The following is a 15,067-nucleotide window of genomic DNA, read 5'->3' as shown; positions in this document are numbered from 1 at the left end:
TTATGGCAAGCAAACTCGAGACCCTCAAAGCGAACCTCGAGGCGGCCTTTGGCGGCCGTCTGACGAGCATCACCGAATCGGTCGGCGAACTCACGATCGTCGTCAAGGCGGCGGACTCGCTCGAAGTCGCCACGCGTCTGCGCGACGATCGCACGCTCGGCTTCGAGCAATTGATCGATCTCGCCGGCGTCGACTACCAATCGTATGGCGACGGCGCCTATGACGGCCCGCGTTTCGCCGCCGTTTCGCATCTGCTGTCGGTGTCGAACAACTGGCGTTTGCGTCTGCGCGTGTTCGCGCCCGACGATGAGATGCCGATCGTGCCGTCGCTCGTCGAGATCTGGAATTCGGCCAACTGGTACGAGCGCGAAGCATTCGATCTGTACGGCATCGTGTTCGAAGGCCACCCCGATCTGCGCCGCATCCTCACCGACTACGGCTTCATCGGTCACCCGTTCCGCAAGGACTTCCCGGTTTCGGGCTACGTCGAAATGCGCTACGACCCGGAAGAAAAGCGCGTCGTCTACCAGCCGGTGACGATCGAGCCGCGCGAAATCACGCCGCGCGTGATTCGCGAGGATCGCTACGGCGGTCTGAAACACTAAGAGGGCGCCATGGCAGAGATCAAGAACTACACGCTCAACTTCGGCCCGCAGCACCCGGCTGCGCACGGCGTGCTGCGCCTCGTGCTCGAGCTCGACGGTGAAGTGATTCAGCGTGCCGACCCGCATATCGGCCTGTTGCACCGCGCGACGGAAAAGCTCGCCGAGAGCAAGACCTACATCCAGTCCGTGCCGTACATGGATCGTCTCGACTACGTGTCGATGATGGTCAACGAGCATGGCTACGTGCTCGCGATCGAAAAGCTGCTCGGCATCGACGTGCCGATTCGTGCGAAATACATCCGCGTGCTGTTCGACGAAATCACGCGCGTCTTGAACCACCTGATGTGGATCGGCGCGCACGCGCTCGACGTCGGTGCGATGGCCGTGTTCCTCTATGCGTTCCGCGAGCGCGAGGATCTGATGGACGTCTACGAGGCGGTATCGGGTGCGCGCATGCACGCGGCTTACTATCGCCCGGGCGGCGTCTATCGCGATCTGCCCGATGCGATGCCGCAATACAAGGCGTCGAAGATCCGCAATGCGAAGGCGCTCGAGCGGATGAACGAAGCGCGCCAAGGGTCGCTGCTCGACTTCATCGATGATTTCTTCACGCGCTTCCCGGGTTGCGTCGACGAGTACGAAACGCTGCTCACCGACAACCGGATCTGGAAGCAGCGCTTGGTCGGCATCGGCGTCGTGAGCCCGGAGCGTGCGTTCCAACTCGGTTTGACGGGCCCGATGCTGCGCGGCTCCGGGGTGGAGTGGGATTTGCGCAAGAAGCAGCCGTACGAGGTGTACGATCAGCTCGACTTCGACATCCCCGTCGGTGTCAACGGCGATTGCTACGACCGTTATCTCGTGCGCGTCGAAGAAATGCGCCAATCGGTGCGCATCGCCAAGCAATGCATCGACTGGCTGCGCAAGAATCCGGGGCCGGTGATGATCGACAATCACAAGGTCGCGCCGCCCTCGCGCGTGGGCATGAAGTCGAACATGGAAGAGCTGATTCACCACTTCAAGCTCTTCACGGAAGGGTTTCACGTGCCGGAAGGCGAAGCGTACGCGGCGGTCGAGCATCCGAAGGGCGAATTCGGCATCTACCTGGTGTCGGACGGCGCGAACAAGCCGTATCGCCTGAAGATTCGCGCGCCGGGCTACGCGCACCTGGCGGCGCTCGACGAAATGGCGCGCGGTCACATGATCGCGGACGCCGTGACCATCATCGGCACGCAGGACATCGTGTTCGGCGAAATCGACCGGTAAGCGCCGCACGGCGCGCCGGCAACGCGGGTGGCCGATATGCCCCCGTTGGCCGATGCGCCGGGTCTGCCGCGACGCACTAGCGCGGCGGGTTTTCGTTCGGTAGGAATTGAAAGAGTTCGTGTTCTCAAAATGATCTCAGCTGAAGGCCTGAAAGAAATCGATCGCGCGGTGGCGAAGTATCCCGCCGATCAGAAGCAGTCCGCCGTGATGTCGGCGTTGGCCGTGGCTCAAGAAGAGCACGGCTGGCTGTCGCCCGAACTGATGCAGTTCGTGGCCGACTATCTCGGCATGCCGGCGGTCGCCGTGCAGGAAGTGGCGACGTTCTACACGATGTACGAGACTTCGCCCGTCGGTAAGCACAAGATCACGCTCTGCACGAACCTGCCGTGCCAACTCGGGCCGCATGGCGGCGCCGAGGCAACGGCCGACTATCTGAAACGCAAGCTCGGCATCGACTTCGGCGAAACGACGCCCGACGGCAAGTTCACGCTCAAGGAAGGCGAGTGCTTCGGCTCGTGCGGCGACGCACCGGTGCTGCTCGTGAACAACCATCGCATGTGCAGCTTCATGAGCCCCGAAAAGATCGACGCTTTGCTCGAGGAGCTTTCGAAATGACGTCTTTGCACGACCGTCACATCAAACCCCTGATTCTGGCCGGCTTGAACGGCGAGAACTGGCATCTCGACGATTACGTGGCGCGCGGCGGCTACAAGCAGTTGCGCCGCATCCTCGAAGAGAAGATTCCTCCCGAGCAAGTGATCGCCGACGTCAAGGCCTCGGGCCTGCGCGGCCGCGGCGGTGCGGGCTTCCCGACGGGCCTGAAGTGGAGCTTCATGCCGCGTCAGTTCCCGGGGCAAAAATATCTCGTCTGCAACTCGGACGAAGGCGAGCCCGGCACGTTCAAGGACCGCGACATCCTGCGCTGGAACCCGCACTCCCTCATCGAGGGGATGGCGATCGGCGCCTATGCGATGGGGATCACGGTCGGCTACAACTACATTCACGGCGAGATCTTCGACGTCTACAAGCGCTTCGAAGAGGCGCTCGAAGAGGCGCGCCGCGCCGGCTTCCTCGGCGAGAACATCCTCGGCTCGGGCTTCTCGTTCCAGCTCCACGCGCATCATGGCTACGGCGCCTACATCTGCGGCGAGGAAACCGCGCTGCTGGAATCGCTCGAGGGCAAGAAGGGCCAGCCGCGCTTCAAGCCGCCGTTCCCGGCGAGCTTCGGCGTGTACGGCAAGCCCACGACGATCAACAACACCGAGACGTTCGCCGCGGTGCCGTTCCTGCTCGAAATCGGGCCTCAGCAATATCTCGAGCTCGGCAAGCCGAACAACGGCGGCACGAAGATTTTCTCGGTGTCGGGCGACGTCGAGCGTCCGGGCAACTACGAAGTGCCGCTCGGCACGCCGTTCGCGACGCTGATGGAGCTGGCCGGGGGCATGCGCGGCGGCAAGAAGCTGAAGGCCGTGATCCCGGGCGGTTCGTCGGCACCCGTCGTGCCCGGCGATCTGATGATGCAAACGGACTTGGACTACGATTCGATCGCCAAGGCCGGTTCGATGCTCGGCTCGGGCGCCGTCATCGTCATGGACGAGACGCGCTGCATGGTGCGCTCGCTGCTGCGCCTGTCGTACTTCTACTATGAAGAGTCGTGCGGCCAGTGCACGCCGTGCCGTGAAGGCACGGGCTGGCTCTATCGCGTCGTGAACCGGATCGAGCATGGCGAAGGTCGCAAGGAAGACCTCGATCTGCTCAACTCGGTGGCCGAAAACATCATGGGCCGCACGATCTGTGCGCTCGGCGATGCGGCGGCGATGCCCGTGCGCGGGATGCTCAAGCATTACTGGGACGAGTTCGAATATCACGTGGAGCACAAGCGTTGCCTCGTCGGGGGCCACGCGGGTGCGTCGCACGCCGCGGACGCGGTGCTCGCGTAACTGCCCGCCAAGGCGACGCCGTCGCTTCATTCAAACCGCCCGGCGTGCTCTTGAGCGGTAATAGGTTAAGGACCATTCATCATCATGGTTGAACTTGAAATAGACGGGAAGAAGGTCGAGGTGCCCGAAGGCAGCATGGTGATCCAGGCTGCGCATAAGGTCGACACGTACATTCCTCACTTCTGCTATCACAAGAAGCTTTCGATCGCGGCGAACTGCCGCATGTGTCTCGTCGAAGTCGAGAAAATGCCGAAGGCCGTGCCTGCCTGCGCGACGCCCGTATCGGCCGGCATGATCGTGCGCACGACGTCCGACAAGGCCGTCAAGGCGCAGCAATCGGTGATGGAATTCCTGCTCATCAATCACCCGCTCGATTGCCCGATCTGCGATCAAGGCGGCGAGTGCCAGCTGCAGGACTTGGCTGTGGGCTACGGCAAGTCGGCTTCGCGCTACGCCGAAGAGAAGCGCGTCGTGTTCCACAAGAACGTCGGCCCCCTGATTTCGATGGAAGAGATGACGCGCTGCATTCACTGCACGCGCTGCGTCCGTTTCGGCCAAGAAATCGCGGGCGTCATGGAGCTCGGCATGCTCGGCCGCGGCGAGCATTCGGAAATCACGACGTTCGTCGGCAAGACGGTCGACTCCGAACTGTCGGGCAACATGATCGATCTGTGCCCGGTCGGCGCGCTTACGAGCAAGCCGTTCCGCTACAGCGCACGGACGTGGGAGCTGTCGCGCCGCAAGTCGGTCAGCCCGCACGATTCCGTCGGCGCGAACCTCGTCGTGCAGAGCAAGAACAATCGCGTCATGCGCGCGCTGCCGCTCGAGAACGAAGCGATCAACGAGTGCTGGATCTCCGATAAGGACCGCTTCTCGTACGAAGGCCTGAACAGCGAAGACCGCTTGACGCAGCCGATGCTCAAGCAAGGCGGACAGTGGATCGAAACCGACTGGCAAACCGCGCTCGAATACGTCGCGAAGAGCCTGAAGGGCGTCGCCGCCGATCACGGTGCGAACGCGCTCGCCCTGCTCGGCAGCGCGCACAGCACGGTGGAAGAGCTGTTCCTGCTCAAGCAGCTCGCACAAGCGGTCGGTACGCCGAACGTCGATTTCCGCCTGCGTCAATCCGATTTCTCGTCGACGACGGAAGGTACGCCGTGGCTCGGCATGCCGCTGGCCGAACTGTCGACGATCGATGCCGCCTTCGTGATCGGCTCGTTCCTGCGCCGCGATCATCCGCTGATGGCCGCACGCCTGCGCCAGGCCGCGCGCAGCGGTGCCAAGCTGCATCTGCTGCAAGCGACGGGCGACAACTCGCTGATCCCGACCGCGAAAGCGATCGTGGCCGCGCCGTCGGCATGGGTCGATGCGTTGGCCGGCATCGCGGCCGCCGTCGCTCAGGCACGCGGCGTCGCGTTGCCCGAGGGCGCGGCGGGCGTCGAGGCATCGGCTGCCGCGCAAGAAGTGGCCGCGTCGCTGGCGAACGGCGAGCGCCGTGCCGTGCTGATCGGCAACAGCGCCGTCCAGCATCCCGAGTTCTCGCGCATCCATGCGCTCGCGCAGTGGATCGCCGAGCAAACGGGCGCTACGCTCGGCTTCCTCACCGAAGCGGCGAACACGGTCGGTGCGCACCTCGTCGGCGCGCTGCCCGGCCCGCAAGGCCTCGACGCGCGCGCCGCGTTCGAGCAGCCGCGCAAGGGCTATGTGCTGCTGAACTTCGAACCCGAATTCGATACGGCCCATCCCGCGCAAGCGCTTGCCGCGCTGGGCCAAGCCGAAACGGTCGTCGTGCTCTCGCCGTTCAAGACGGGGCTCGACTATGCCGACGTCCTGCTGCCGGTCGCGCCGTTCACGGAAACGGGCGGTGCGTTCGTCAACGCTCAAGGCACGCTGCAATCGTTCAACGGTGTCGTCCGTCCGCTCGGCGAAACGCGCCCGGGCTGGAAGGTGCTGCGCGTGCTCGGCAACGTGCTCGGTCTGCCCGGCTTCGACTACGACACGGTCGAAGAAGTGCGTGCCGCGGCGCTGCCGGCCGGCGTCGACGCGTCGCGCCTGAACAATCGGACGAACGCGCCCGTGGCACGTAGCACGCAAGGAACGCCGAACGGCGCGCTCGAGCGCATTGCCGACGTGGCGATCTATCATGCCGACGCGCTCGTGCGCCGTGCGCCGTCGTTGCATCTGACGACCGCCGCGCGCACGGCGAACGCGGTTGGCTTGCCGGCCGCGCTGTTCGACAAGCTCGGATTGAAGGAGGGCGACGCGGTGCGCGTGCGCCAGGGCGATCGTACGGTGCAAGCCGGCGCCACGCGCGATGCGGCGCTCGCGGAAACGGCCGTGCGCGTATCGGCGGGCACGCAGCTTGGCGCGGCGCTCGGCGGCTTGTTCGGTGAACTCGTGGTGGAGAAGGCGTAAATGAGCTTGTTCGATACGATCAACGCAGGCGGCGCCGAGGCGCTCGGTGTGGCGTGGCCCACGGTCTGGGCGCTCGTGCGCATCGTCGTCGTCTCCGTCGCGATTTTGCTGTGCGTGGCGTACCTGATCCTTTGGGAACGCAAGCTCATCGGCTGGATGCACGTGCGTCTCGGGCCGAACCGCGTCGGCCCTGCCGGCTTGCTGCAGCCGATCGCCGACGTGCTCAAGCTCCTGCTCAAGGAAGTGATTCAGCCGACGGCCGCCAATCGCTGGCTCTATCTGATCGCGCCGGTCATGACGGTGGTGCCCGCGTTCGCGGTCTGGGCCGTGATCCCGTTCCAGGCGAAAGCGGTGCTTGGCGACATCAACGCCGGCCTGTTGTACGTGATCGCGATTTCGTCGATCGGCGTGTACGGCGTGATTCTCGCGGGCTGGGCCTCGAACTCGAAGTACGCGTTCCTCGGTGCGATGCGCGCCGCGGCGCAGATGGTCTCGTATGAAGTGTCGATGGGCTTCGCGCTCGTCGTCGTGCTGATGACCTCGGGCAGCCTGAACCTGTCGGCGATCGTCGGCTCGCAAGAGCACGGCTTCTTCGCGGCACACGGCGTCAACTTCCTATCGTGGAACTGGCTGCCGCTCTTGCCGGTGTTCGTCGTCTACTTCATTTCGGGCATCGCCGAAACGAACCGTCACCCGTTCGACGTGGTGGAAGGGGAGTCCGAAATCGTGGCCGGCCACATGATCGATTACTCGGGGATGGCGTTCGCGCTGTTCTTCCTCGCCGAGTACATCAACATGATCGTGATCTCGGCGCTGGCGGCGACGCTGTTCCTCGGCGGCTGGAGTGCCCCGTTCGGATTCCTGTCGTTCATCCCGGGCATCTTCTGGCTCATGCTGAAGGTATTCCTTCTGCTGTCGGTGTTCATCTGGGCCCGCGCGACGTTCCCGCGCTACCGCTATGACCAGATCATGCGTTTGGGTTGGAAGATCTTCTTGCCCGTGTGCATTCTCTGGGTGATCGTGGTCGGCTTCTGGATCATGTCGCCGCTGAACATCTGGAAATAAAGGATAAGGCGAGCGAAATGAATGCTATACAAAATTTCTTCAAGACGTTTTTCCTGACCGAACTGCTCAAGGGGCTCGCGCTGACGGGCAAATATACGTTCCGGCGCAAGTTCACGGTGCAGTTCCCCGAGGAAAAAACGCCGCTGTCGCCTCGTTTTCGCGGCCTGCATGCGCTGCGCCGCTACGAGAACGGCGAAGAGCGCTGCATCGCTTGCAAGCTGTGCGAAGCGGTGTGTCCGGCACTGGCCATCACGATCGAATCGGAAGTGCGCGCGGACAACACGCGCCGCACGACGCGCTACGACATCGATCTGACCAAGTGCATTTTCTGCGGTTTCTGCGAGGAAAGCTGCCCCGTCGATTCGATCGTCGAGACGAGCATCCTCGAGTACCACGGCGAGAAGCGCGGCGACTTGTACTTCACGAAGGACATGTTGCTCGCGGTTGGCGATCGCTACGAAACGGAAATCGCCGCGGCCAAGGCGGCCGACGCGCCGTACCGTTAAAGCATTGAGACGTACCTGCTCGACGCGTAGTCGAGGTGACGCGGCGGTGCTCACGCCGCCGCGGTCAGGCCCCGCGTGTGCCTGCCGCCGCGCCCGATTGATGAGCTAACGATGAACCGGTAATCATGGAATTCACGACCGTACTGTTTTACATCTTCGCGCTGCTCCTGACGGTGTCGGGCCTGAAGGTGATCACGTCGCGCAACCCGGTCGGGTCGGCGCTCTTTCTCGTGCTCGCGTTCTTCAACGCCGCGGCGATCTGGATGCTGCTCGGGGCCGAATTCCTCGCGATCCTGCTCGTGCTGCTCTACGTGGGCGCGGTGATGGTGCTGTTCCTGTTCGTCGTGATGATGCTCGACATCAATCTCGACGTGCTGCGCCGCGATTTCAAGCGCTTCGTGCCGACGGCCACCATCGTCGGCGCGATCATCGTCGTCGAGACCGCGCTGATCCTCTGGCACGGCTATGGCGCGACGACCGCGCCCGTCGCGGCCGGCGCCGCTGCTGCCGCGGTGCCGAACACCTACCTGATCGGTAAGGTGATCTACACCGACTACGTCTTCGCGTTCGAAGTCGCAGGCCTCGTTCTGCTCGTGGCGATCATCGCGGCGATCGCGCTGACGGCGCGCCAGGGCAAGGACAGCAAGCGCCAGCGCGTGTCGGAACAAGTGAAGGTGCGCGCGAAGGATCGCGTGCGCATCGTGAAGATGCCGGCCGAGCGTTCGGCGCTACCGGCGACGGCGGAAGGCGCCGCAGGCGAACCGAACGCCAATGTCGGCGCGGGCAGCGTCGGCAGCAACCGCTGAACGCCGAGGAGAAAAACATGTTGACCCTGGCTCATTACCTCGTGCTCGGCGCGATCCTGTTTGCGATCGGCGTCGTCGGCATTTTCCTGAATCGTCGCAACGTCATCATCATCCTGATGGCGATCGAACTGATCTTGCTCGCGGTGAACACGAACTTCGTCGCGTTCTCGCACTACCTCGGCGACGTGCACGGGCAGATCTTCGTGTTCTTCGTGCTGACGGTCGCGGCAGCGGAAGCGGCGATCGGCCTCGCGATTCTCGTGACTCTGTTCCGTACCCTCGACACGATCAACGTCGAGGATCTCGATCAGCTCAAAGGTTAAATTCAGGCACTGCGGTTATGTCCACGACACTCAATGAAAACCTGCTGCTGGCGGTTCCGCTCGCACCGCTCGCCGGCTCGCTGATCGCAGGTCTTGGCGGGAAGGTGGTAGGGCGCAAAGGCAGCCACCGGGTCACGATCCTCGGCGTGCTGATCTCGTTCATCCTGTCGGCGATCGTGTTCGCCGACGTCATGCAAGGCGGCAGCTACAACGCGACCGTCTATGAATGGATGAAGGTCGGCACGCTCAAGTTCGAGATCGGCTTCCTCGTCGATTCGCTCACGGCGATGATGATGGTCGTCGTCACCTTCGTGTCGCTGATGGTGCACATCTACACGATCGGCTACATGGCCGAGGACGACGGCTACGAGCGCTTCTTCTCGTATATCTCGCTGTTCACGTTCTCGATGCTGATGCTCGTCATGAGCAACAACTTCCTGCAGCTGTTCTTCGGCTGGGAAGCGGTGGGCCTCGTGTCGTACCTGCTGATCGGCTTCTACTTCACGCGTGAGAGCGCCATCTACGCGAACATGAAGGCGTTCCTCGTGAACCGCGTCGGCGATTTCGGCTTCCTGCTCGGGATCGGCCTCGTGCTCGCCTACGCCGGCTCGATGAACTACGGCGAAGTGTTCGCCAAGCGCGAGGCGCTCGCCGCATTGACGTTCCCCGGCACGCAGTGGGGCCTGCTGACGGTCGCTTGCATCTGCTTGTTCATCGGTGCGATGGGTAAGTCGGCGCAGTTCCCGCTGCACGTCTGGCTGCCCGATTCGATGGAAGGCCCGACGCCGATCTCCGCGCTGATTCACGCGGCAACGATGGTGACCGCCGGCATCTTCATGGTGTCGCGCATGTCGCCGCTGTTCGAGCTGTCTGATACGGCGCTGTCGTTCATCATGGTGATCGGCGCGATCACGACGCTGTTCATGGGCTTGCTCGGGGTCGTGCAGAACGACATCAAACGAGTCGTCGCTTACTCGACGCTGTCGCAGCTCGGCTACATGACCTGCGCGCTCGGTGCCTCGGCCTATTCGGTGTCCGTGTTCCACCTGATGACACACGCGTTCTTCAAGGCGCTGCTGTTCCTCGGTGCCGGGTCGGTCATCATCGGCATGCATCACGATCAAGACATGCGCAACATGGGCGGCCTGCGCAAGTACATGCCGATCACCTGGTTCACGTCGCTGATGGGCACGCTCGCGCTGTGCGGCACGCCGTTCTTCGCAGGTTTCTATTCGAAGGATTCGATCATCGACGCCGTGGGCCTCTCGCATCTGCCGGGCTCGGGTTTCGCGTACTTTGCGGTGGTGGCCAGCGTGTTCGTGACGGCGCTGTACTCGTTCCGGATGTACTTCATGGTCTTCCACGGCGAAGAGCGTTTCCGTCATCCGAAGGACTTCGGCAACGGCCACGGTGCGGAATCGGCGGCGCACGGCAGCCACGGTCACGACGATCATGATCACGGCCACAGCCACGGCCATGACGATCACGGCCATGCGCACGAGCCGCACGAAACGCCGTGGGTGGTGTGGGTGCCGCTCGTCCTGCTGGCGATTCCTTCGGTGATCATCGGCGCGATCGCGATCGGCCCGATGATCTACGGCGACTTCTTCGCGCATGGCGTGGCGTTCGACAAGGTCATCTTCATCGGCGAGAACCACGGCGCGCTCGAAGAAATGGGCAAGGAATTCCACGGCTGGGCGCAGATGGGCTTGCACTCCGTGGCCTCGCTGCCGCTGTGGCTGGCCGTCGCGGGCTTCGTGACGGCGTGGTTCCTCTACCTGCGGCGTCCCGACCTGCCGGCGGTGATCCGCCGCGCGTTCGGGCCGATCTACACGTTGCTCGACAACAAGTACTACATGGACAAGATCAACGAAGTCGTTTTCGCCCGCGGTGCGGTGGCCATCGGCCGCGGCCTGTGGAAGGAAGGCGACGTCGTGGTCATCGACGGTGTCGTCAACGGCAGCGCACGCTTCATCGGTTGGTTCGCGAGCGTGATTCGCTTCCTGCAATCCGGTTACATCTACCACTACGCGTTCGCCATGATTATCGGCATGCTGGGGCTCCTTACCCTGTTTGTAACGCTCGGCGGCAAATAAGGCGGGGGACACTTAATGCACTCTTTTCCGATTCTAAGTACCGCGATCTGGCTGCCGATCGTTTTCGGTCTGCTCGTTCTCGCCGTCGGTTCCGACAAGAACCCCGCTCCCGCGCGCTGGCTCGCGCTGATCGGCTCGATCCTCGGGTTGCTCGTGACGCTGCCGCTCATCAGCGGGTTCGATTCGAGCACTAGCGCCCTGCAGTTCGTCGAGCAGGCGAACTGGATCGAACGCTTCCACATCACGTATCACCTCGGGGTCGACGGCATCTCGATGTGGTTCGTCGTGCTGACGGCCTTGATCACGCCAATCGTCGTGATCGCGGGCTGGGAAGTCATCACGGAGCACGTTTCGCAGTACATGGCTGCGTTCCTGATCCTCTCGGGGATCATGATCGGCGTGTTCTCCGCCGCCGACGGCCTGCTGTTCTACGTGTTCTTCGAAGCGACGCTGATCCCGATGTACCTGATCATCGGCGTGTGGGGCGGCCCGAACCGGATCTACGCCGCGTTCAAGTTCTTCCTCTACACGCTGGCCGGCTCCCTGCTGATGCTGGTTGCGCTGATCTACCTGTACGTCGAAACGGGCACGTTCGACTTGGCCGCATGGCAAGGCGCTCAGATCGCGATGACGCCGCAGATCCTGCTGTTCATCGCATTCTTCCTCGCGTTCGCGGTGAAGGTGCCGATGTGGCCGGTGCACACGTGGTTGCCCGACGCCCACGTGGAAGCGCCGACGGGCGGCTCGGTCGTGCTGGCCGCGATCATGCTGAAGCTCGGCGCGTACGGTTTCCTGCGCTTCTCGCTGCCGATCGCGCCCGACGCGAGCCACGCGCTGGCGCCCGTCGTCATCACGCTGTCGCTGATCGCCGTGATCTACATCGGGCTCGTCGCGATGGTGCAGGCCGACATGAAGAAGCTCGTCGCGTATTCCTCGATCGCGCACATGGGCTTCGTCACGCTGGGCTTTTTCATCTTCAACCAGCTCGGCGTCGAAGGCGCGATCGTGCAGATGATCTCGCACGGCTTCGTGTCCGGTGCGATGTTCCTTTGCATCGGTGTGCTCTATGACCGCATGCACTCGCGTCAGATCGCCGATTACGGCGGCGTCGTGAACGTCATGCCGAAGTTCGCGGCGCTCGTGATGCTGTTCTCGATGGCCAACTGCGGCCTACCGGGCACCTCCGGGTTCGTCGGCGAATTCATGGTGATTCTCGCGTCGGTTCAGTACAACTTCTGGATCGCGTTCGGCGCGGCGTTCACGCTGATTCTCGGCGCGGCCTACACGCTGTGGATGTACAAGCGCGTGTACTTCGGGGCCGTCACGAACGAGCACGTGAAGGAACTGAAGGACATCAACGGCCGCGAATATCTGATTCTCGGCGTGCTGGCTGCGCTGACGCTGTTCATGGGTGTGTATCCGAAGCCCTTCACCGATGTGATGCACGCTTCCGTGGACAACCTCCTCACACACGTCGCGCAGTCGAAGCTGCCGGTGTCTCAGTAACGCCGAGCGGAGCAACGAAACGATCATGCAAAACGCTTCTATGTCTCTCTTGTTGCCCGACGGGCTGCTGATGGCGGCCGCCGTTCTCGCGTGGCTGAACGAAACGTTCGCCGGCGAGTCCGGCAAGCGCCTCACGTATCTGATCGCGGTTCTTTCGTCGATCGTCGCGGGCGTGTGGTTCGTCACGCTCGTGTTCGAGCCCCAGCCCCAGTACTTCTTCTCGCACATGTACGTCGTCGACGGCTTTGCGAGCGCGATGAAGGCGGTGGTGTCGATCGGCTATGCGGTCACGCTGATCTACTCGCGCAAGTACCTCGAGCAGCGCGGTTTGTTCCGCGGGGATTTCTTCCTGCTCGGCATGTTCGCGCTGCTCGGCCAGCTCGTCATGATTTCGGGCAGCAACTTCCTGACGCTGTACCTGGGCTTGGAGTTGATGTCGCTGTCGCTGTACGCGGCGATCGCATTGCGCCGCGACGCGTCGCAGTCGAACGAAGCAGCGATGAAGTACTACGTGCTCGGCGCGCTGGCTTCGGGCTTCCTGCTCTACGGGATGTCGATGCTGTACGGCGCGACGGGCTCGCTCGACTTGAACGAAGTGCTCAAGGCCGTCGCATCGGGTCACATCAACAACGCGGTGTTGCTGTTCGGCGTGATCTTCATCGTGGCCGGCATTGCGTTCAAGATGGGTGCGGTTCCGTTCCATATGTGGGTGCCTGACGTCTATCACGGCGCACCGACGGCCATGACGCTGCTCGTCGGCGGCGGCCCGAAGGTCGCGGCCTTCGCATGGGGGTTGCGTTTGCTCGTCATGGGCGTGCTGCCGCTGGCCGGCGATTGGCAGCAAATGCTGACGATCTTGGCGGCGCTCTCGCTGATCGTGGGCAACATCACCGGTATCGTCCAGCGCAACGTCAAGCGGATGCTGGCGTACTCGGCGATCTCGAACATGGGCTTCGTGCTGCTCGGCTTGCTCTCGGGCGTCGTCGACGGCAAGGCCGAAGGCATGGCGGGCGCCTACAGCTCGGCGATGTTCTACAGCATCATCTATCTGCTGACGACGCTCGGTTCGTTCGGGATCGTCATGCTGCTCGCACGCCGCGACTTCGAAGCCGACACGCTCGACGACTTCAAAGGCTTGAACAAGCGCAGCCCGGTGTTCGCGTTCGTCATGATGGCGATGATGTTCTCGCTGGCGGGCATTCCGCCGACGGTCGGCTTCTACGCGAAGCTCGCCGTGCTCGAGGCGACGGTGAACGCCGGCTTGACGTGGCTCGCGGTGCTGGCCGTGATCACGTCGCTGTTCGGCGCGTTCTACTATCTGCGTATCGTCAAGCTGATGTACTTCGATGCACCGCAAGATGCCTCGCCGATCGAGAGCGATGCATCGGGCCGCTGGTTGCTCGTGCTGAACGGCATTGCCGTGGTCGCGCTCGGTATCATTCCGGGCCCGCTCATGACGCTGTGCTTGAACGCCGTCGCGCATACGCTGCCCGTAGCGCTGTAATGAGCGCAGCAGGCTGGTTCATCGTTCTGTTGGCGCTCGTGGGCGCCAACGTGCCGTTCTTCAATCAGCGGCTGTTCGCCTTGGTGCCGCTCGGCGCGGCGAAAAAGAGCGCGTGGATTCGCATCTTCGAGATGCTCGTCCTGTATTTCGTGATCGGCATGATCGGTTTCGCGCTCGAGGCGCGGGCCGGAAACCGCTTCGATCAAGGCTGGCAGTTCTACGCGATCACGTTCAGTATGTTCGTCGTGTTCGCGTTCCCCGGCTTCACGTTTCAATATCTCGTCAAACGCCGCTGATGGTCAGTCGGCCATCGGCGGCTTCTTGCAGGAGTTGCTGATGGCTCAGCCGTCCGATCCCAATCATCCGCATCACCACGCGTCACTGACCGAGATACGTATTGCCGGCGAATCGGCGTACGACGGCAATTTCCTCAAAGTCAAACGCGACACCGTGCGCTTGCCCGATGGCAAGGAGACGACGCGCGAGTACGTCGTGCACTCGGGCGCCGTCATGGTCATTCCGCTGTTCGACGATGGCCGCGTGCTGCTCGAGCGGCAGTTCCGCTACCCGATCGGCAAGGTGATGACGGAGTTCCCGGCCGGCAAGCTCGATCCGGACGAGGGCGCACTCGCCTGCGCCGAGCGCGAGCTGCGCGAGGAAACGGGATATTCCGCGCGCGACTATACGTTTCTCACGCGCATTCATCCGATCATTTCGTATTCGACCGAATTCATCGACATTTTCCTCGCGCGCGGCTTGACCGAGGGCGAGCGCAAGCTCGACGACGGCGAGTTTCTCGAAATCTTCACGGCCGACGCGCAGCAACTGGGCGAGTGGATCCGCACCGGCGAAATCACCGACGTGAAGACGATCATCGGGCATTTTTGGCTCGAAAAGGTGCTGTCGGGCGCATGGCAGCCCGATCGCACGGAGCCGCCGTTTCCCGTCATGCCCGGTTCGGCAGGGGCCGCGCCGAGCGCGTAGAATCGGGGTCGGGCGAACGGCCGTTCGCTCCGTTTGCGCTACACTAGGGCGCGT

Annotated in this window: 14 protein-coding genes; all 14 read left to right on the top strand. The window is 63.0% G+C overall.

All coding sequences use genetic code 11. The annotated features are described in order from the left end of the window. Positions 1-2: 2 nt before the first annotated feature. The 14 genes from ACTHNZ_RS09800 (at position 3) to ACTHNZ_RS09735 (ending at position 15,013) form a co-directional block, all read left to right on the top strand. Positions 3-605 (top strand): NADH-quinone oxidoreductase subunit C, encoded by a 603-nt coding sequence (locus tag ACTHNZ_RS09800; RefSeq protein ID WP_440542309.1) that lies wholly within the window; start codon positions 3-5, stop codon positions 603-605. Between the two features lie 9 nt (positions 606-614). Further along, positions 615-1,868: an NADH-quinone oxidoreductase subunit D gene (locus tag ACTHNZ_RS09795; protein WP_440542308.1), complete on the top strand. Its 1,254-nt coding sequence runs from the start codon at positions 615-617 to the stop codon at positions 1,866-1,868. Positions 1,869-1,997: 129 nt separating this feature from the next. Then, entirely contained in the window at positions 1,998-2,483 is a 486-nt protein-coding gene (gene nuoE / locus ACTHNZ_RS09790; RefSeq protein ID WP_440542307.1) for an NADH-quinone oxidoreductase subunit NuoE, read from the top strand. Then, complete coding sequence (gene nuoF / locus ACTHNZ_RS09785) at positions 2,480-3,808, top strand: NADH-quinone oxidoreductase subunit NuoF (protein ID WP_440542306.1); 1,329 nt, start codon at positions 2,480-2,482, stop codon at positions 3,806-3,808. The genes nuoE and nuoF overlap by 4 nt, the downstream gene beginning before the upstream one ends. Positions 3,809-3,892: 84 nt before the next feature. Beyond that, entirely contained in the window at positions 3,893-6,223 is a 2,331-nt protein-coding gene (gene nuoG, locus ACTHNZ_RS09780) for an NADH-quinone oxidoreductase subunit NuoG (protein ID WP_440542305.1), read from the top strand. Next, a complete protein-coding gene (gene nuoH / locus ACTHNZ_RS09775) occupies positions 6,224-7,288 on the top strand; it encodes an NADH-quinone oxidoreductase subunit NuoH (RefSeq protein WP_440542304.1) in 1,065 nt (354 codons plus the stop codon). It begins immediately after the preceding gene. Positions 7,289-7,305: 17 nt separating this feature from the next. Then, positions 7,306-7,794 (top strand): NADH-quinone oxidoreductase subunit NuoI, encoded by a 489-nt coding sequence (nuoI, locus tag ACTHNZ_RS09770; protein WP_440542303.1) that lies wholly within the window; start codon positions 7,306-7,308, stop codon positions 7,792-7,794. A gap of 125 nt (positions 7,795-7,919) precedes the next feature. Beyond that, positions 7,920-8,600 (top strand): NADH-quinone oxidoreductase subunit J, encoded by a 681-nt coding sequence (locus tag ACTHNZ_RS09765; RefSeq protein ID WP_440542302.1) that lies wholly within the window; start codon positions 7,920-7,922, stop codon positions 8,598-8,600. Positions 8,601-8,617: 17 nt separating this feature from the next. Continuing rightward, positions 8,618-8,923, top strand: a complete 306-nt coding sequence (gene nuoK / locus ACTHNZ_RS09760; protein WP_102646422.1) for an NADH-quinone oxidoreductase subunit NuoK — start codon at positions 8,618-8,620, stop codon at positions 8,921-8,923. Positions 8,924-8,940: 17 nt separating this feature from the next. Further along, positions 8,941-11,019: an NADH-quinone oxidoreductase subunit L gene (gene nuoL, locus ACTHNZ_RS09755; protein ID WP_440542301.1), complete on the top strand. Its 2,079-nt coding sequence runs from the start codon at positions 8,941-8,943 to the stop codon at positions 11,017-11,019. Positions 11,020-11,034: 15 nt separating this feature from the next. Further along, a complete protein-coding gene (locus ACTHNZ_RS09750; RefSeq protein ID WP_440542300.1) occupies positions 11,035-12,525 on the top strand; it encodes an NADH-quinone oxidoreductase subunit M in 1,491 nt (496 codons plus the stop codon). Between the two features lie 25 nt (positions 12,526-12,550). Then, entirely contained in the window at positions 12,551-14,029 is a 1,479-nt protein-coding gene (gene nuoN / locus ACTHNZ_RS09745) for an NADH-quinone oxidoreductase subunit NuoN (RefSeq protein ID WP_440542299.1), read from the top strand. Further along, positions 14,029-14,325 carry a DUF2818 family protein gene (locus ACTHNZ_RS09740; protein WP_440542298.1) on the top strand — a complete coding sequence of 99 codons (297 nt, stop codon included), beginning with the start codon at positions 14,029-14,031 and terminating at the stop codon, positions 14,323-14,325. The genes nuoN and ACTHNZ_RS09740 overlap by 1 nt, the downstream gene beginning before the upstream one ends. A 40-nt stretch (positions 14,326-14,365) precedes the next feature. Next, a complete protein-coding gene (locus tag ACTHNZ_RS09735) occupies positions 14,366-15,013 on the top strand; it encodes an NUDIX domain-containing protein (protein ID WP_440542297.1) in 648 nt (215 codons plus the stop codon). Positions 15,014-15,067: the final 54 nt, after the last annotated feature.

The organism is Trinickia sp., assembly GCF_051953955.1.
GTDB lineage: Bacteria > Pseudomonadota > Gammaproteobacteria > Burkholderiales > Burkholderiaceae > Trinickia.
Note: the sequence above shows the minus strand (reverse complement) of the source record. Positions and strands in the feature narration are given on the sequence as shown.

Coding starts and splice junctions, on each gene's coding strand:
- ACTHNZ_RS09765 (WP_440542302.1), top strand. CDS start 7,920: ATGGAATTCACGACCGTACTGTTTTACATCTTCGCGCTGCTCCTGACG.
- nuoH (WP_440542304.1), top strand. CDS start 6,224: ATGAGCTTGTTCGATACGATCAACGCAGGCGGCGCCGAGGCGCTCGGT.
- nuoN (WP_440542299.1), top strand. CDS start 12,551: ATGCAAAACGCTTCTATGTCTCTCTTGTTGCCCGACGGGCTGCTGATG.
- ACTHNZ_RS09740 (WP_440542298.1), top strand. CDS start 14,029: ATGAGCGCAGCAGGCTGGTTCATCGTTCTGTTGGCGCTCGTGGGCGCC.
- ACTHNZ_RS09735 (WP_440542297.1), top strand. CDS start 14,366: ATGGCTCAGCCGTCCGATCCCAATCATCCGCATCACCACGCGTCACTG.
- ACTHNZ_RS09795 (WP_440542308.1), top strand. CDS start 615: ATGGCAGAGATCAAGAACTACACGCTCAACTTCGGCCCGCAGCACCCG.
- ACTHNZ_RS09800 (WP_440542309.1), top strand. CDS start 3: ATGGCAAGCAAACTCGAGACCCTCAAAGCGAACCTCGAGGCGGCCTTT.
- nuoK (WP_102646422.1), top strand. CDS start 8,618: ATGTTGACCCTGGCTCATTACCTCGTGCTCGGCGCGATCCTGTTTGCG.
- ACTHNZ_RS09750 (WP_440542300.1), top strand. CDS start 11,035: ATGCACTCTTTTCCGATTCTAAGTACCGCGATCTGGCTGCCGATCGTT.
- nuoI (WP_440542303.1), top strand. CDS start 7,306: ATGAATGCTATACAAAATTTCTTCAAGACGTTTTTCCTGACCGAACTG.
- nuoE (WP_440542307.1), top strand. CDS start 1,998: ATGATCTCAGCTGAAGGCCTGAAAGAAATCGATCGCGCGGTGGCGAAG.
- nuoL (WP_440542301.1), top strand. CDS start 8,941: ATGTCCACGACACTCAATGAAAACCTGCTGCTGGCGGTTCCGCTCGCA.
- nuoF (WP_440542306.1), top strand. CDS start 2,480: ATGACGTCTTTGCACGACCGTCACATCAAACCCCTGATTCTGGCCGGC.
- nuoG (WP_440542305.1), top strand. CDS start 3,893: ATGGTTGAACTTGAAATAGACGGGAAGAAGGTCGAGGTGCCCGAAGGC.